Annotated in this window: 9 protein-coding genes and 1 tRNA gene; 5 read left to right on the forward strand and 5 right to left on the reverse strand. The window is 71.7% G+C overall.

Going from position 1 to position 17,414, the window contains the following annotated elements; translation table 11 throughout:
* Window positions 1-105 precede the first annotated feature (105 nt).
* The 4 genes from CITRI_RS0105715 to CITRI_RS18360 all read left to right on the forward strand — a co-directional run bounded on the left by CITRI_RS0105715 (window position 106) and on the right by CITRI_RS18360 (window position 5,322).
* Window positions 106-1,317, forward strand: a complete 1,212-nt coding sequence (locus tag CITRI_RS0105715) for an MFS transporter (protein ID WP_141565970.1) — start codon at window positions 106-108, stop codon at window positions 1,315-1,317.
* Between the two features lie 204 nt (window positions 1,318-1,521).
* On the forward strand, window positions 1,522-2,667 hold the full coding sequence (locus tag CITRI_RS0105720; RefSeq protein ID WP_010143710.1) for a hypothetical protein: 1,146 nt from the start codon (window positions 1,522-1,524) through the stop codon (window positions 2,665-2,667).
* Window positions 2,668-2,674: 7 nt separating this feature from the next.
* A complete protein-coding gene (locus CITRI_RS16485; protein WP_010143711.1) occupies window positions 2,675-4,537 on the forward strand; it encodes an ABC transporter ATP-binding protein in 1,863 nt (620 codons plus the stop codon).
* A 23-nt stretch (window positions 4,538-4,560) separates the two neighbouring features.
* Window positions 4,561-5,322 carry a hypothetical protein gene (locus CITRI_RS18360; protein ID WP_141565971.1) on the forward strand — a complete coding sequence of 254 codons (762 nt, stop codon included), beginning with the start codon at window positions 4,561-4,563 and terminating at the stop codon, window positions 5,320-5,322.
* A 60-nt stretch (window positions 5,323-5,382) separates the two neighbouring features.
* Here CITRI_RS18360 and CITRI_RS0105735 read toward each other — a convergent pair whose 3' ends face one another.
* The 3 genes from CITRI_RS0105735 to CITRI_RS0105745 all read right to left on the reverse strand — a co-directional run bounded on the left by CITRI_RS0105735 (window position 5,383) and on the right by CITRI_RS0105745 (window position 9,293).
* Window positions 5,383-6,330, reverse strand: coding sequence for a DUF2382 domain-containing protein (locus CITRI_RS0105735; RefSeq protein ID WP_010143713.1), 948 nt, complete (start codon window positions 6,328-6,330; stop codon window positions 5,383-5,385).
* 396 nt (window positions 6,331-6,726) lie between these two features.
* A tRNA-Ser gene (locus tag CITRI_RS0105740) sits at window positions 6,727-6,815 on the reverse strand.
* 81 nt (window positions 6,816-6,896) lie between these two features.
* On the reverse strand, window positions 6,897-9,293 hold the full coding sequence (locus CITRI_RS0105745) for a prolyl oligopeptidase family protein (protein WP_040385773.1): 2,397 nt from the start codon (window positions 9,291-9,293) through the stop codon (window positions 6,897-6,899).
* Between the two features lie 89 nt (window positions 9,294-9,382).
* Between CITRI_RS0105745 and CITRI_RS0105750 the strand changes: the two genes are divergently transcribed.
* Window positions 9,383-11,350, forward strand: coding sequence for an FAD/NAD(P)-binding domain-containing protein (locus CITRI_RS0105750; RefSeq protein WP_010143716.1), 1,968 nt, complete (start codon window positions 9,383-9,385; stop codon window positions 11,348-11,350).
* Window positions 11,351-11,442: 92 nt separating this feature from the next.
* On the opposite strand, the gene CITRI_RS0105755 is transcribed toward CITRI_RS0105750, so the two are convergent.
* Entirely contained in the window at window positions 11,443-14,268 is a 2,826-nt protein-coding gene (locus CITRI_RS0105755; protein ID WP_010143717.1) for an ExeM/NucH family extracellular endonuclease, read from the reverse strand.
* A 203-nt stretch (window positions 14,269-14,471) separates the two neighbouring features.
* Window positions 14,472-16,763, reverse strand: a complete 2,292-nt coding sequence (locus CITRI_RS0105760; RefSeq protein ID WP_141565972.1) for a bifunctional UDP-sugar hydrolase/5'-nucleotidase — start codon at window positions 16,761-16,763, stop codon at window positions 14,472-14,474.
* Window positions 16,764-17,414 lie beyond the last annotated feature (651 nt).

Raw genomic sequence — 17,414 nt, forward strand, 5'->3', positions numbered from 1 at the left:
GCCAGTCCCCGGTCCGGATCCGCGGGCCCGTGCCGTGCCCGTGCCGGTGTGCTGTGCCGCGACACCGGACGGAGGGGCCTGCACCGAGGGTCTAGAGTCGCCATCGTGAACGGTTCAGGCAGTGCTGCGTGGTCCGGCCACGTGCCGGGCGCCGGAGGCTACCGGCGGCTGTTGCTGGGACTGTTCCTGGCCGGCGTCGCGACCTTCGCCCAGCTCTACTCACCGCAGGCCATGCTGCCGCTGATCAGCTCCGACCTGGCCGTCTCCGCCCAGGACGCCGCCCTGATGGTGTCCCTGGCCACCCTGGGGCTGGCGGTCAGCGTGATCCCCTGGTCCTATGCCGGGGACCGGTTCGGCCGCAAGCGCACCATGGGCTGCGCGGTCCTGGCGGCCTGCGCCTTCTCCCTGGTCGCCACCGCCGTCCCGGCCTTCGAGGCCGTGCTCGCGTTGCGCTTCCTCGAAGGGCTCGCGCTCGGTGGCGTGCCCGCCCTGGCCATCGCGTACCTCAACGAGGAGGTCCACCGGCTCTCCGCCGCGGCCGCCGCCGGGACCTACATCTCGGGCACGACCGTGGGCGGGCTGACCGGGCGGATCGTCGCCGCCCCGCTGGGCGAGCTCGTGGACTGGCGGCTCGGGATGCTGGTGGTGACCCTGCTGTCCGTCGTCTGCGCGGCCGGGTTCCTGGCCCTGGCTCCCGCCGCCCGCCGCTTCACCCCGCACCGCACGACCCTCCGGCGGGCCGTAGAGGCCCTGACGGTCAATCTGCGCTCCCCGGTGCTGCTGGGCATCTACGCCCAGGGCACGTTGCTCATGGGCGGTTTCGTGGCCATGTACAACTACCTGGGCTACCACCTGCTCGGGGAGCCCTTCGGCCTGCCGATCACCTTGGTCTCCCTCGTCTTCCTGGCCTACCTGGCCGGGACCTGGACCTCACCGCTGGCCGGCCGGCTCGCCGCGCGCCACGGGCGCCGGGCGGTGCTGCGGGCGGCCACCGCCGTGATGGTCGCCGGCGTGCTGCTCACCCTGGTGCCCAGCGTGTGGGTCGTGCTCGGGGCCACAGTGCTGTTCACCGGGGCGTTCTTCGCCGCGCACGCGGTCGCCTCCGGCTGGGCCGGGGCCGCGGCCACGGCCGGACGAGCACAGTCCGCGTCCCTGTACAACCTGGGCTACTACTCCGGTTCCAGCGTGTTCGGCTGGCTGGGCGGGGTGTTCCTGACCGGACTGGGCTGGCCCGGGACGGTCCTGATGACGGTGGTGCTGGCGCTGCTGGCCCTCGCGCTCGCCTCGGTGCTCCTGCCCCGCGACACCCCTGCGTGAGAAGGCTCACGGCACCCGTTCCGTGATGATCCTCGATGCGGCATCGTCCCAGTTCAGGGAGGACCTGACGCGGCCGGCACCGAAGATGAGAGCCCTCTCATCCGCCGCTCATGTGCCGTTCATGGCCGGTTGGTTCCATGGGTGACGAGGCCGACGGAACACCCCGGACGGTCACCGACGCACCGCACGTGAGAGGCATCAGCCATGACGATCGAGATGACCAACACCGCCAGCACCCTTCCCCTGGTCGAGACCGCCGGCGCCACCTACCAGCGGCTGGAGCTGCCCGCCCGCGTCCAGGCGTCCTACACCACCCGCTTCGTGGCCCACGCCGTCGAGGCGGACCGGGCCGGGTTCCACCTGGCCGCCGGCCCCACCGTCACCCCGAAGGCGGGTGACGTGGTGGTGGCGCGCGTGACCGAGATCCTCAACCACAAGCGCGTAGAGACCCCCGAGTCCCGCAAGGCCATCCTGTTCCCCGGCGCGCTCATCATGCTGGCCTACGGCCACCGCTACGCGGCCGACCAGTTCCTGGCCCACGTGCCGGACTCCCTCGAGCCCTGCCACCTGGTGGCCGCCGGTGGGGTCGCCGGGATGGTCACCGAGCAGCACGTCAGCGTGGACGACCCCACCCGGATCGAGCCGCTCGGGTTGCTCGCCGACGACCTCGGCGTCGTCAACCTCACCCGGTTCGCGCCCTACGCCCTGAACCCGGTCCCTCCGCTCGGCGCCGCCGCCACCGAGCTGGCCGGCACCCTGCCGGGCCGGCCCACGGTCATCGGGGTGCTGGGCACCTCCATGAACTCGGGGAAGTCCACGGCCATGGCCACCCTGGTGAACGGCCTGACGAACGCCGGCCTGACGGTCTCGGCCGGCAAGTCCACCGGCACCGGTGCGGGCAACGACCCGATGATCTACCGCGACGGCGGCGCCGCCAGGGTCCTGGACTTCACCGACTTCGGGTACCCGACCACCTTCCGGCTGGACTTCGAGCAGGTCCGTGCGCTGACGGTCAACGTCATCGACGCCCTGTCCGGGACGGACACCGACGTGGTCGTCGTGGAGATCGCCGACGGCGTGTACCAGGGCGAGACCGCCCGGTTGCTGCGGGATCCGCTGTTCCACGCCGTCGTGGACCGCATCGTGTTCGCAGCCGGGGACGCCCTCGGCGCGGTCGGCGGCGTGCGCGAGCTGCAGGCCGCGGGCCTGGACGTCGCCGCGGTGTCCGGCGTGCTGACCTCCTCGCCGCTGGCCACCGCAGAGGCCCGCGCGGTCCTGTCCGTTCCGGTCATCGACACCTACGCACTCACCGGGGCCGCCGTCTCCACCGCGCTGCTGCCGCGGCACTGAGCGCGGGGTGGAGCGCATCACGGCCTCGCGGCCGGTCCCCGGGACGGCCACCACCCATCCCACGTTGGAGGACATCCTGGACACCCCCGACACCACAAAGACCCCCTACGCCGCGGGTCACGCAGCGGACCTCGAGGACGAGGGCACCGCCGAGGCGACCGGCACGTCCGAGCGGATGCCCACGATCTGGGCGGGCCGGCGCCGCCACCTGCTGGTGATCCTGGTCCTGCTCGGCATCTTCCAGGCAGTGATGGCACTGGTGATGGCGTTCAGCGTGGATGCCCTGCTGGGCGCCCCGGCGCAGTACAACGCCGCCCTGAACTCCGGGACCGCGCCGGACGGATCGGCCCTGGACCCGGCCGCTGTCGCCGGCGCGCGGCCCCTCGTCCCCTGGCCGCAATTGACCGTCCTGGGCGTGGCCGTGCTCTCCGTCTTCGGTGCACGCTGGGCCGAGCGGGTGGCCGGGGAGGACCTCGGCCAGGACTACGTGTACGAACTGCGCCGCAAGCTCATCGGCACCTCCCTGGCCGGCGCGGGCAACCCCTCCCTCGGGGTGACCATCACCCGGGCCTCCAACGACCTCACCGCGGTGCGCAACTGGGTCTCCCAGGGCATCGTCCCGCTGATGACCTCCCTGCCCCTGGTGGCGGTGGTGCTGGCCGTGCTGTCCCTGGCCGACTGGCGGGTGGGCCTGGCCGTCGGCCTGCCGATCGTGCTGTTCGGACTCGCCGTGCCCCCGCTGGCCAGGGCGACCTTCACCCGCGCCCGGTACCTGCGCCGCCGTCGGGGCCGGATGTCCGCCCGGATCGCGGACACGGTCCGGGCCGGTGAGTCCATCCAGGCCGCCGGCGGTGTCCGTCGCGAACTGAACGCGCTGGACCGCGACTCGGGCAAGGTGGTGGGTGCCGCCGTCGCCCGCGCCCGGATCACCGGGCTGGTCCGCGCCTCGGCCATCACCGCGGCCTCACTGGCCACCGCGACCGTGGTGGTGCTGGGCGCCCTGGGGATCATCGACGCCGCCGGGGTGGCCTCGTCCATGACCCTGGTGGGCGTGATGACCACCCCGCTGGGTGACCTGGGGCGCGTGGTGGAGTACCGGCAGAACTACAAGGCCGCCCGCCGCATCCAGGCCCCGCTGCTCGCCGAGGCGGCAGCACTGGAGAAGGCGGAGAGGGACCGCGAGGAGCGCTGGAAGGACCGCCCCCGGGACCGGCCCGCCTCCGGTCGCCACGGCCTGAGGATCGGGAACATGGTGGTCCAGGGCCAACGGGTGCCGATGCTCCAGGCCCACGCGGGGGACGTCATCCACGTCCGGTCCGAGGACCCGGGCCGGGTCCACCCGTTCCTGCTGAACCTGCTCGCGGGGCAGAACACCCCTGCTGCTCCGGGGCAACCGGTGCCGGACCTGGAGATGACCGTGGACGGCTACGACTACACCCTGGCCCCGGGCCGCCAGCGCCGCAGGCTGGTGGGCCACGCCTCCGGGAGGGTGCCGCTGGAGCGCGGCACGGTCTCGCGCGCGATCACCTACCGCAAGCCCGCGGCCACCGACGATCAGGCCGCGCAGGCCCTGGCCCGGGTGGGGCTGGACGAGGTGCTGCCGAGCCTGCCGAAGGGCGCCCGCACGAGGATCACCAACGGCGGGCACCCGCTCACCGGGTCCCAGATCGCCCGCCTGAAACTGGGCCGGGCGCTGCTGGACGACCCGCCCCTGCTCGTGCTGGACGGCATCGACACGGACCTGGACGAGGAGGGCCTGCGGTTGTTGCGCCGCGAGCTGGAGGAGTACCCCGGAGTGGTGCTGTTCACCTCGCAGAATCCCGGCAGGGTGGCCCCCGGCCACCGGGTCTGGACGGTCGACGCGCCCTGAGGGGGGCCACCTAGACTGGTCCCATGGAATACCTCGTGCCGGCGTTGATCGTCGTGGTGGTGGGCGCCATCGTGGGCGGTGGGGCCTGGTGGCTCTCCCGCCGCGCGTCCTCCCCGACCCCAGAGTCCGGCGCTGCCGGACAGCGGCGCCGCGGCAGGCGGTCCCTGGCCGGCCGGGTCAGTTCGGAGAGTGCCCGCGTGGCCTCGGGCCGGCTCGACCAGGAGTCCCACCGGGAGATCTACCGGCTCATCGCCGCGGGCCGGACCAGCGACGCCGTCATGGCCTACCGCCAGTCCACCGGCCTGGGGACCTTCGAGTCCATGCTGGACGTCCAGGCACTGGCCACCTATCCGCAGATGTGGGTCCGCCCCGGGTCCGCCCCGGGCCCGGCATCGGCCCCGGGACCGGCCCCGAGACCGGCCGCGGACGCCGGGCCGGCAGGACAACCCCAGCCGTCGCCGGCGCAGGACGGCCCGGCGGGGCCGGGGGACTCCGCGACCGAGGAGGCCCCGGACACCACCAACCTCGTGGTGCCCCAGGACTGGCTCACCGACGCGCTGCCGGCAGATCGGCCCTTCGAGCTGGAAGTGGTCCGCGATGAGACCACGGTGCGGGTCTCCAGCGCGGACCTGCCCCCCTTCCTCCGCGACCAGCTCACCGCGATGGTGCGCGACGGCCGCATCGAGGAAGCGGCGCTGGAACTGTCGGCGCACACCGTGCTGACCGCGGAGGAGTCACTGCAGTTCCTGCACATCCTGCAGCGCGAACAGGGCCAGGACGACTGAGGCACACGCGAAGGCGCCCGGCCCCTCGAGGGGACCGGGCGCCTTCATGAGTGGGTCGGGTCAGCGACGACGGGCGTCGCCCTCGCCGTCCACCTCGACGTCCTCGTGCTGGACGGTGCCCGAGACGCGCTCGGTGTCCTGCACGCGGTTCTTGTCCACGGTGACCTTCTCGGCGGTGGCGGTCTTGTCCACGACCGGCACCTCCTCGCGGGTGGTCACCACGACCTCCTCGTCGCCGGTGTTCCTCAGGGCCTCGGGGGAGTTCGGATCGATGGGCTCGCGCTCGACGACGACCTCCTCGCGGGACACGGGGACCTCGACGGTCTCGGTGTCCGTGTAGGTGTGCTTGCGCAACCGCACCTGCCCGGTCTCGCGGACCTCGGTGCCCACGTCGAGCTGTTCATCGCGCACGACGACCGACTCGCGGTCGGTGCCGGCGCCGTGGGTGTCCGCCCCGCCGGTGCCGGTGGTGTGGATGCCGCCCTGGCGGTCGGCTCCGCCGGCATCCACATCGCGGTCCAGGTCGGCGGCGGTGTCGTTCGCGTGACCGCGCTGGACACCCAGGCCACCCACGCCGCCGGCCGCGGTGCCGCTGGCGGCGGTCCGTCCGACGTCCGGGTCGGTGTCCTGCCGGAGGCCGGTCCCCGCGGCCCGCGGGGAGCCGACGGCGTCATCGCCGTGCCGCCCGCCAGCCGGGTAGTCCAGGGAGTAGTACTCGTAGATCCGGCGCTCTTCCTCGGGCGTCAGGGATCCGTCGGCGTCGATGTTCGGGGCGTCCTTGACGAAGGCCTTGTCGAACGGGACCTGGAGGCCGTCCTGGGACTGGGTGGCCTGGGAGACGGGTACGAAGGTCTCCTTCATCCCGAACAACCCGGTCTTGACCGTGACGAAGGTGGGCTGGTTGGTCTGGTCGTCCAGGTAGACCTGGCCGACGGACCCGATCTTGTCCCCGTCAGTGCCGTAGACGGTGGCGTGCTGAAGCTTCTCGACTGAGGTGAAATCCTGCATGGCATGTTCCCCTTACTCGTGGTGTCCGGCATGCGTTCACATGCCTGATGGAGACGCACCTGCCGGGATGAACCGGCGAGGATTCGGTATCGACCGGTCTCGCCTGTCCGGGTCGCGGAAGCAGGTGGGATACCGACCGAGTGCCTACCCCTGACGCTAGGCACGCCACCCGGGGGCTTGTCACCTCAAACAGGGAGTTACCAGCCTCTTCAGAGGATCCGCCAAGGTCGCGGACGTCGATGCGGTCGATGCGGAGGTCCCGCGCGGGAGGCTCCGGATCGTCGACCGGGCGGCGGGAAGGCGGAGGGGTGACTGGGCCCCTGCAGGAGACCCGCAAGGACGGTCGGAACGAGAGATGCCGCGGGACCCGGACAACGGGTCCCGCGGCATCGCGGGCGGAGACGGGGGGATTTGAACCCCCGGCCCAACTTTCGCCGGGCCCTTCATTAGCAGTGAAGTCCATTCGGCCGCTCTGGCACGTCTCCTTCGGCCACCGGCTCGACGGCCGGTAACCCTGCCATGTTAGCCGCCTCGGGCGCTCCGAATCAAAGCGCGCCCCGGCCAGGTCACTGGGCAGGCCCGCCGACGCCTGCGGGATCGGCCGTCCCGGCGTCCTGGCGCACCCCCGGGACCCGGGCGCCGTCACCGACCGACTGCCAGAGGAACTCCAACGACCTGGCGTGCATGGCCGCCGCCTGGCGGTTGTCGCTCGCCCCGGCGTGCCCGCCCTCCAGGTCCTCGTGGAACCAGGCGTTGGGCACCCCGAGGCGCTGCATCCGCGCGGCCATCTTGCGCGCCTGGACCGGACCGACCCGGTCGTCCGAGGTCGCCGTCCACACCAGCAGGTCCGGGTGCCCGGTGCCGTCTCCGGCCCCGTCCCGGCCCTGCGTCGCGTCCGCCACCGGTTCGTCCAGCAGCAGGTGGTAGGGAGAGAAGGTCCGGATGAACTCCCACTGGTCCGCATCGTCCGGGTCCCCGTACTCGGCGATCCAGCTGTGCCCGGCGGACAGCACCGTGTACCGGCGCATGTCCAGCAACGGCACCCCGCAGCTCAGGGCGCCGAACAGTTCGGGGTACCGGGTGGCCATCACGCCCATGAGCAGCCCTCCGTTCGAGCGTCCCGTGGCCGCCAGGTGGGCGCGGTCGGTGACCCCCCGGTGCACGAGGTCCCGGGCGACCGCGGCGAAGTCCTCGTAGGCCCGGTGCCGGTTCTCCCGCAGCGCCGCGCGGTGCCAGTCCGGCCCGTACTCACCGCCGCCGCGGATGTTGGCGATCACGTGGATCCCGCTCCGTCCGGCGTCGTTGACCCGGGTCAGCCAGCCCAGTCCGTGGACACCGGAGTAGGCCGGCAGCTTGGACGCCAGGAAGCCGCCGTAGCCGTCCATCAGCACCGGGTGCGTCCCGTCGGCCTCCAGGTCCTCGGGTCCCACCTGGAAGTACGGGACGCGGGTGCCGTCCGCGGACACCGCGAAGTACTGCCGCACGCACAGCCCGGTGGCGTCGAAGCGGTGCGGGGCGGTGCGCACGGTCACCAGCGCGGGGACGACGCCGGCCGCACCGGTCCCCGGGCTCGGGGCGCCCGGCCCGGTCGCCCCGGCCGACGGGGCCGCGGGAAGGACCGCCGGCAGGGTCGCCCGGAGCAGGGTCGGGGGCGTCAGGGCCCCGGTGGCGGTGATCCACAGGTCGTCGCCGCAGTCCTCGTCCTCGTCGTCGACGGCCCCGACCGAGAGCGTCAGGTAGGGGTCGGCGGGATTGGGGGTCTGCAGGACCAGGGGCCGGGCGCTCGCGGCGGCATCCGGGGTGCCCAGGAGCGACTGGGGGAGGACCAGGACGGAGGAGGCCACGTGGCGCAGCACCGTCAGCACCAGGTGGGACCTCGTCCACGACCAGGAGGACAGGGTGGCTTCCGGGCCGGGCACGAAGGCCGGTTGCGGCTCCTCCGTCCCGTCGAGGAGGCCGGCCACCGTGCACACGAGCAGGGAGCCGGAGGGATGGCGGACGGTGGTCCCGTCGGGCAGGTGCCGGTCCCAGTCCGATTTCAGGAACAGCACCAGCCACTGCCGGTGCACGTCCACCTCGGCGTCCTCGGGCACGTCCACGAGCCGCCAGCCCGGCCGCGGTCCCTCGGCCTCCGGGTCCCGCAGCCACGTGGTGGAGCGGTAGAAGTCGATCGCGTCGATCGCCACGGTGCGTTCCCACCCCGGTGTCGAGTCGTGGCCGCCGAAGGCCGCCACGTGCCCGCGGTCCACCGAGAACACGGTCTGCGCCTCCTGCAGGGACTGTCCCCGGGCCAGGATCCGCAGCGTGCTGGCGTAGGAGGACTGGGTGGCGTCGCCGGCGTCGGGATCAGGGTCTGTCACGGTGCCGACCAGCAGGTGGTCCCGGTCGATCCACGACGCCTGGGTCTTGGCCACCGGGAGACTGAAGCCCGGCAGGGACGCATCCGTGCCCGCGGACCGCTCGCCGTCCCCGGGTCGGCCGTCGGTGGGAACGAACGCCCGGGCGGTCAGGTCGAACTCACGCACGGCGACGGCGTCACCCCCGTCCGGGGACAGGCGCACCAGCGCGCGGTCCCAGTCCGGGCGCAGCAGCCGGGCACCGGAGAAGACCCAGGGGGTGCCCTCCTCCTCGGCGAGCCGGTCGACGTCCAGCAGCACCTCCCAGTCGGGGTCCCCGGCCAGGTAGGACTCCCAGTCGGTGCGCCGCCACACCCCGCGGGGGTGTTCGGCGTCCCGCCAGAAGTTGTAGTACATCCCACCGCGCTTGCTGACGTGGGGGATGCGGTCCGGGGCGTCCAGGACCTCGGTCACCTGGTCGCGCAGGCGGCGGAACCCCTCCGTGTCCAGCTGCGCCTCGGTCCGGGCGTTCTGCCGGCGCACCCACTCCAGGGGGCGCTCGCCGTGGATGTCCTCGAGCCAGAGGAACTCGTCGTCGGTGCCGGTCACGGGTGGTGTCTTCGCCATCCCTCCATCAGACCACGGACTGCGTCCGGCCGGGTCCTCCCCCCTAGGCTGGGGGACAGCACCCTTCCCGGCCCGAGAGGACACCGCCCATGCCGCCCACTCCCGACGTTCCGCCCCCGGCCAGGATCGCCGTCGTCGGAGCCGGACCTCGGGGCACCACGTTCCTGGAGCGGCTCCTGGCGGTGATCGAGGAGGCACGGGACGCGGGAACGGGACCGTCCGCACCGGTGGTGGACATCGTGGTGCTGGATCCGCACGCCCCGGGCCCCGGCCGGGTCTGGCGCACCGACCAGTCGCCGTTGCTGCTGATGAACACCCCCTCCTTCTTCCCGACGGCGGCCGCGGCCGGCACCCCGGGACTGCGCGCCTCCTCCGCGGGCCAGACCTTCGACCAGTGGCGGATGTCCTACCCGGACCGGGCCGGTGACCTCGACCGCACCGACTACCCGCCCCGCGCGGTCTACGGCCTGTACCTGTCCGACCTGTACTGGGAGGTGACCCGGGCGCTCGAGGCCAGCGGCGCCGTCGGGACCATCACCTGGGAACGCACCGAGGTGGAGTGCCTGGAACCGCGCCCCGAAGGCGGGGTCCGGTTGGGGCTGCAGGGCGGGCGGACGCTGGAGGCGGACGCCGTGGTGCTGGGCCTGGGCCATGTCCCGGCCCGGCTGAACCGGGAGCAGCAGGGGCTGCGGTCGTCGGCCGCGGAACTGGGGCTGGACTACCGGGGGCCGAACCTGCCGGCCGAGGTGGACTGGGACGCCGTGCCCGCGGGCGAGGACCTGCTGGTGCGTGGCATGGGGCTGAACTTCTTCGACGCGATGGCGCAGCTGACGCTCGGCCGGGGCGGGCGGTTCGTGGACAGCGGGGACGGACCGGGCCGCGCCCTGCGCTACGAGCCGTCCGGTCGCGAGCCGGTGATGCACCCGGCCTCCCGCCGGGGGGTCTGCTACCTGCCCAAGGCCGAACTGGAGACGTTCGTCCCGCACGCGGTGTCCCTGAAGTACCTGGTCCCGGAGGAGGTGGACCGGCTGCAGGACGAGCACGGGACGCTCGACTTCATGGTGCACCTGTGGCCGCTGATCCACCGTGACGTGGTGCGGGCCTACTACTTCACCATGGCCCGGACCCGACCGGAGGTCCTGGGCGGCGCCGAGCGTGCGGGGGAGTTCCTCGCGGGCCTGGTCGGCCAGTTCGAGGCCGCCGGCCGCGGCGAGCCCGTGACCGCGCACCACGCCCAGGAGCTGCTGCACACCTACCAGCCGGGGATGCCCTTCCTGGACATCCGCGCCCTCGCCCGGCCGTTCGAGCGGCAGGTGTTCGACTCGGGGACCGAGTATCAGGACGAGGTCGTCGACTTCCTGGCGGGTGTCTGCGCCGAGGCCGCGGCGGGGGAGGACTCCCCGCTGATGGTCGCGATCGGCACCCTGCACGCCGCGCGGCTGGAGGTGAAGCGCCTGGTGGCGGAGCGGCGCATCACCGATGCCTCCCGCCGGCGGGATGTGTCCGGGTGGTTCGAAGTCCTGGTCGAGGGGCTGGCCTCCGGTCCGCCCCTGCTGCGCGTGGAGCAGCTGCTGGCCCTGGCCCGGGCCGGACTGGTCCGGTTCGTGGGACCGGACCCGCAGTTCGAGGCCGACGCCGGCCGGTCCCTGTTCACCGTCTCCAGTCCGCAGGTGGGAACCGACGAGGCCGCGCTGGACGTGCACCACGGGCGGTGGATGGTCGAGGCGATGATGCCGGCGAACCGGGTGCAGCAGTCCTCCTCGCCCCTGGTGGCCTCCCTGCTGAGGGACGGCACGGCCGTGCCGTACGCGGTGGAGGACGAGGAGGGGGAGGTGCTTCCGGGGCGCGGCTTCGACGTCACCGGGCGGCCCTACCGGCTCAAGGACGCCCAGGGGCGGGTGCACGAGCGCGTGTTCGTCCTCGGCCTGCAGCTGGCCTCCGTGCAGTGGGGCACCGCGATCGCCGCCGAGGCCGGGCAGGACCCGGACGGCCGCGCCCGGACGCTCGGTGACGCGGACGCGGCAGCCCGCGCGGTCTGGGACCTCCTGGTCCGCTGACGACGGTGCCCCCGGGACCTGGCAGGTCCCGGGGGCACCCTCCCCGCGGCCGGGGCGTCGACCGGCCTCAGCGGGGCGTTCGGTCCCTGAGATCAGGGTCGGGTGGGGTGATCGCCGGCCGTGCCCGGACCACCGTGGTGGCCCGGACCCCGATGCGGGTGGTCCCCGCCGCGGCCCGGGGCACCTGCCCCGTTGTTCTGGCCCCCGCCGTTTTCCTGGCCCCCGCCGTTTTCCTGGCCCCCGCCGTTTTCCTGGCCCACCCCGTTGTTCTGGCCCGGGGCGTTGCCGCCCTCGTGGTTGCCGCTGTTGTGGCCCGGGCCCTTGTTCGGGTTGTCCGCGCCGTTGCCCGGTTCACCCGGTTCGCCCGGCTCTCCCGGGTCCTCCGCGTCGGCCGGTGCGAGGTCCAGTCCGACCAGGACCGGGTCGTGGTCCGAGGAACGCCACTGGTCTGCGGCGTAGAGCATCTCGTTGACGTAGTTGTAGCGCGAGTACTCCAGGGCCACGGACTCGTCGGCGTTGATGTCCCAGACATCGGCACCGGTCACCGTGGCCTCGGCCGCGGCGTTGGTGAGGATGCCGTCCAAGGAACCGACAGAGCCGTCGAAGGCGTAGGTGTGCTCACCGGTCTTCGGGGCCTGCGAGACGTACCCGGCGTCCTCCATGACCCGGATGGGGTCCTCCTTCTCGTAGGAGTTGAAGTCGCCGACGAGCAGGACCTTCTCCACGCCGGTGTCGTCCTGCAGTTGCGCCGCGAAGGCGACCAGGGCCTCGGCCTGGGCCACGCGGTCCGCGTTGGAGGCCCCCTGGCCGTCGCCGATGTCCGTGTTGCCGGCCCCGGAGCCCGAACCCTTGGACTTGAAGTGGTTGGTGATGGTGATGAACCGGGTGGACTCATCCCCGTCCACGGCCTGGAACACCTGCGCCAGCGGCTCGCGGGCGTTGTCGAAGGCGACCTGGTCGTCGAGGATCACCGACTCCCCGACCGTCTCCACGATCGCAGGCTGGTAGATGAAGGCGTTGCGGATGACGTCCTGGGAAGCGAGGTCCGGGGTCACCGAGGGAGTCTCGGCATACGCCCACTTCTCGGCCCCGGCATCGGCGTTGAGCGCCTCGACCAGGGTGGCCAGCGAGTGGTCGCGGTCCTGTCCGAACACGGCGGAGTTCTCGATCTCCTCGAGGCCGACGACCGACGCGTCCAGCCCGTTGACGGCCTCGACGATCTTGGCCTGCTGGCGTTCGAGGTTGACCTCGTCGTAGGCGCCGCGGGGATCACACCGGTTGGTCGTGATGGGGTTGCCCTCGCGGTCCTCGTAGGCGTCGCAGGACTCGAACCGGTTCCCCAGGGTGGTGAAGTAGTTCAGCACGTTGAACGTGGCCACGGAGACGGTGCCGCCGACCTCGGCGGGCGCCTCCTCGCCGGTCCGGGTGTCCTCGAACCGGGCGGGCTGGACCTGGTCGGCGTTCTCGTCCGTCAGGTGCGCCAGCGGCTGGAAGCTCCAGGCGCCGTAGCGGAAGTCCAGGATCACCGGGGTGGTGAAGTCGACTCCGGAGCCCACGCGCACCGGGTCGTCCAGGTCCAGGTACGGCAGCGCGTTCTGGTTCCCGGGGGAGCGCATGAAGTTCGTGCCGGCGCCGTCGTCGAGGACGATGAGCTTCTCGTCGTTCTCGGCCATCACGGCCTGGGCCGCGGCACCCGGCTCGGCGACGGTCGTCGGGTTCAGCAGCGGGCTGTCCCCGGGCACGATGCCCAGCGAGCCGTAGGTGTTGACGTCGTAGTTGTCCGTGATCGTCCAGTCGCCGGCGGGGGCGATGAGCATGCCCTCGTGGGCCTCCTTCTCGGCCTCGGTGAGCGGGAACTCCAGTTCCGTGGGTTCCACCGCGGCGTCCTCGTTGAGGACCTCCACGCCGCCGTCGGCCACGGTCAACTGCGTCAGGGCGTAGTACTCGCCGGCCGTGCCCGTGACCTGGACGTGGTCACCGAGGGCGACGTCGTCCACGGTGTCCCGCGAGTAGACGAAGATGCCGTCCGAGGCGCCGTCGCCGTCACCGTCGCCGGTGTCACCGCCGGTGCCGACGGTCTGCAGGTAGTAGCCGGCGTAGCCGCCGGTGGAGTACACCGCGGTGACCACGCCGCGGGTCGTCACGACCTGCCCGGCCAGCGGGGTGGCCTCCCCGGCGCCCTGGATCCGGGCGATGGGGATGACCTCGGTGGGGGTGACGGGATCCTCGGGTGCCGGGTCGGCCGGGTCGGCCGGGTCACCGGGGTCGCCCGGTTCCGAGGAGGCGTTCGTCGGCGTCACGGTCCCGGAGAGGCTGAAGTCGGCCGAGTTGTCGTCCGTGTCCACACCACCGGCGGCACGGTTCATCGACCTCGGGTCCGAGTTGGCGGACGGGGACTGCGCGGCGGCGGTCTCGAAGGTGTTCGAGGAACCGTAGCCCAGCAGGTCGACCAAGCGCTCGTCCTGGCCGGAGAGGACCGAACCGGTGGACAGTCCCGTCAGGGCCGCGGACTGGTCGGAGAGCACCAGGGTCCCGCTGGTGCCGGAGAAGGACACGCCCGTGGTGGCATCCGGGGCGGGCAGGGCCTGGCCGGCGGAGCCGTTCGAGCTGCCCTGGACCAGGTAGTACCCCCGGGCGGGGATCGTGCCGGAGAGCCGCACGACGCCGGTCGGGGCCGAGCTGCCGCCGGAGGACCGGTACTGCAGGGACCAGCCCTCCAGGGAAACCGGGGTGTCCGTGGGGTTGTGGAGCTCGACGAACTTGTGCGTGTAGACGGCGTTGGCCGACCCGCCGTTCGTGTAGGCCTCGCTGATGACGACGGCGTCACCCGCCGGTGAGGCCTGGGCGGGGACGACGACGGCCGCGGAGAGCAGGGCCAGCGTGGCCCCGACGGCGGTCAGTCGGTGGGTGGTCTTCATGGAGTCACTTTCGGTGGTGCGAGCGGTGAAGGACGGTTGACATGGTCACATGTGACGCTGAACGGCCGGTGTCCGGCGGTTGGCCGCGGGTGGACGGCGGTGCAGTACCCTCCGGCCGGGCCCGGGGACGGCAATGCCCCCGGGGACGAATCCCGGGGGCATCACCGTGACGGCCGGTGTTCCGTCCATGTCAATGCGTCGGATCAGGACGAGCGCGGGCCCGTGCCGTTGCCCTGGTTCTCACCGGGGGCGCGGCCGCCGTCGTGGTTGCCGCTGTTGTTGCCGGGGCCCCTGTTCGGGTTGTCCCGGCCGCTGTTGTTGCCGGGCCCCTTGTTCGGGTTGTCCGTGCCGGCACCCGGCTGGCCGGTGCCGCTGACGCTGAGCGGGAGGCGCACCTCGGAGGTGGAGGCGTACCGGTCGTCGTAGGTCACGGTCATGACCAGGGTGCCCTCGGCCGCGGTCCCGGGAGCGGAGATCCCGGCGAGGGTGACGGTCTCACCCTCGGCGGCGATGTCCTGGGAGCCGAGTTCGGTCACCGTGCCGTCGGTGGCCTCGAAGGCCACGGCGACGTCGGTGGCCTCGCCGGCGCCGTCGGAGTCCAGCTCGAGGTCGTCCAGGGTCAGGACGATCTCCTCACCGGGGGCCACTGTCCCGGGAGCTCCCGTCACCTCCACGGAGTTCTTGGAGAAGTCCGGACGGATGTCACCGGTGGCGGCGGTCTGCGCCTGGATGTACTCCTGGTACGCCTGGTTGTCCATGATGCCCAGGTCGACGTACCCCTGCTGGCCGGTGGCGAAGCCCTCGTAACCGTCGGGGGCGGGGTTCTCGGTGCCGACCCAGGAGGTGTCACCCAGGAAGGACAGGGTGGCGATGGTGTACACCTGGTCCATCTCCACCGGCTCGCCGCCGATCCAGATGCCGGTGACCTTGTCGTCCTGGGCACGGGAGTCGTCGAAGGTGTAGGTCAGCTCCTCGGACCAACCCAGGTGGTTGGTCTTCTGCCCGTTCTGCCAGTTCTCCTCGAGGACCTGCTTGATCGAGGAGCCCGGGAGGTCGAAGTAGACCAGGGTGTTGCCGAACGGCGCGAAGTCGAGGACCTCGCCGAGGGTCACCGTGCCGTGTGCGGCGGTCGGCTTGGCGGTGAACTCACCGCCCGCGGTGAACTGGTCGTACAGCAGTTCGGCGCGCAGGCCGCCGGAGTTGGTCACGCCCAGGTCGACGGCGGGATTGGACAGGGCGACCCTGTCCTTGAGGGCATTGGCGGCCCAGTTGCCCAGGGTGGTCTCCTGGCGTCGGGTGCCGCCGGCTCGCCAGGATCCCGATTCGGCGATGCGCACCTTGTAGTCGGTGGTGATCGATGCGTCGATCTCACCGATCTCGGTCTTCTGCAGCTCCTCGAACTCCGCGACGGCCGCCTGCTCCAGGGCGTAGACGGCGGCGGTGGCCTCGGACTCCGCGGCGGCGGCTGCGGCATCCTGCTCCGACTGCTCGATCAGCGAGGAGTCGTAGCCGAGGACCTCGGAGGTCTCGGTATCGATCTCGAGCTCGACGGCGGCGAGCAGGTTGCCGGACTGACCGGCCTGCACCACCGGGCGGTTCTTGGGTCCGTCCTCGGTGGGGACGGTGGTGTCGTAGTTATAGGCCTGGTGGGAGTGGCCGTTGAAGATCACGTCCACCGCCGGGTCGGTGTCGTTGACGATGCGCTCGAAGACCTCGGAACGGGCGGTCTCCTCCTCGAGCGAGCCGTTGCCGTCGGCACCGTCGTGGTAGGAGGCCACGATGATGTCGGCCTCCTCATTGTCCTCGTCCTCGACGCCGTCCGAGAGCATCCGGGCGACCTCATTGACGGCGTCCACGTGGTACGGGACCTCATTGCCCTCGAGGCCGGCACCGGTGGTGGTGGCGTAGAGGTTGTTCGGCACGGCGCCGATCACGGCGACCGTCACGCCGCCCACCTCGAACACCTCGTGGGAGGACAGGACCGGGTCCTTGGTCTCCGGGTCCACGAAGTTCGCGGCCAGGATATCGAAGTCCGCGATCTCCAGCACGCGGTCCTGCAGGTCGTCCAGGCCCTTGTCGAACTCGTGGTTGCCGGCGGCCGAGACGTCCAGGTCGAGGGCGTTCATGATCTCCAGGGTCGGTTCGTCCTGCTGGACGTTGGACACCGAGGCCGAGGCGCCGATCAGGTCCCCGGCGCTGGTGAACAGGGTGGACCCCTCCCCCTGGGCGGCCTCGAACGCGGCACGATAGTCCTCCACGGTGTCGGCGAACTGCGTGCCGGAGAAGTCGGGGGACAGGGCGCCGTGGAAGTCATTGAAGCTCAGGAGCGAGATCTTCTCCGTGCCCTCGGCGGCCGGGACGGCGGCGGCCTCGATGGCCTCCCCGGCGGTCACGGTCGGCACGGTGGTGTCGGCGGAGGCCGGGAGCGCTGCGGCAGGGGCGATGGCGAGCCCCGCGGTGAGCACACCGGCCAGCAAGGATTTCCTTGGCTGCATCAGTCTGTGGTTCCTCTGGTGCCCCAGAAACGGTGCGGTCCAGCCGGCGACGGGGCTGATTCCGGCGTGGACGACCGCCGTCCGAGAAGGACGACGGTCCCATCATCGCACCACCCCCGCATGAAGTCTCGGTGACGCCGGAAATAACGGGAGGGCATACGACAGATGCAGGGGCACGGCGGACCGGTTCCCCGCCTGACACGGGAGCATGCGGCGCGTGATGCCGCGGAGAGCGGATGGTAAGGGATTCGAACCCTTGGCACGGGGTTACCGCACACTGGTTTTCAAGTTTCGGCGACCCCGGAATGGCGGGTTCCGGACGGTTTCGCGGTGTCCCAAGTTCCCCGGAATCACGCGCATTTGAGTCTGTCGCGTGCTTCCTCGTGTTGCGACGTTGCTGCGCCTGTGGCCACAGAATGGCCACAGTCGGCACCGGCATTTTCCGGATCGTTCAGAGTGACGGCGCGTTGTCTGAACAGAGTGTTTCGCCACAGTCGGCATGGGGATGCTCGAATACCCGGGAGGTAGTCCGCCACGGCGGGCACATGGTCTCCGAAATCCCCCACCGCCTATCCCAGTGGGGACTTCCGCATGATTTCGAAATATTCGATACGGCGAGAATAGTGGGTATAGGGCCATCTGAGGGCAAAA

The organism is Citricoccus sp. CH26A (assembly GCF_000224415.1).
Taxonomy (GTDB): Bacteria; Actinomycetota; Actinomycetes; order Actinomycetales; family Micrococcaceae; genus Citricoccus.

Coding starts and splice junctions, on each gene's coding strand:
- CITRI_RS0105720 (WP_010143710.1), top strand. CDS start 1,522: ATGACGATCGAGATGACCAACACCGCCAGCACCCTTCCCCTGGTCGAG.
- CITRI_RS18360 (WP_141565971.1), top strand. CDS start 4,561: ATGGAATACCTCGTGCCGGCGTTGATCGTCGTGGTGGTGGGCGCCATC.
- CITRI_RS0105735 (WP_010143713.1), bottom strand. CDS start 6,330: ATGCAGGATTTCACCTCAGTCGAGAAGCTTCAGCACGCCACCGTCTAC.
- CITRI_RS0105745 (WP_040385773.1), bottom strand. CDS start 9,293: ATGGCGAAGACACCACCCGTGACCGGCACCGACGACGAGTTCCTCTGG.
- CITRI_RS0105750 (WP_010143716.1), top strand. CDS start 9,383: ATGCCGCCCACTCCCGACGTTCCGCCCCCGGCCAGGATCGCCGTCGTC.
- CITRI_RS0105755 (WP_010143717.1), bottom strand. CDS start 14,268: ATGAAGACCACCCACCGACTGACCGCCGTCGGGGCCACGCTGGCCCTG.
- CITRI_RS0105760 (WP_141565972.1), bottom strand. CDS start 16,763: ATGCAGCCAAGGAAATCCTTGCTGGCCGGTGTGCTCACCGCGGGGCTC.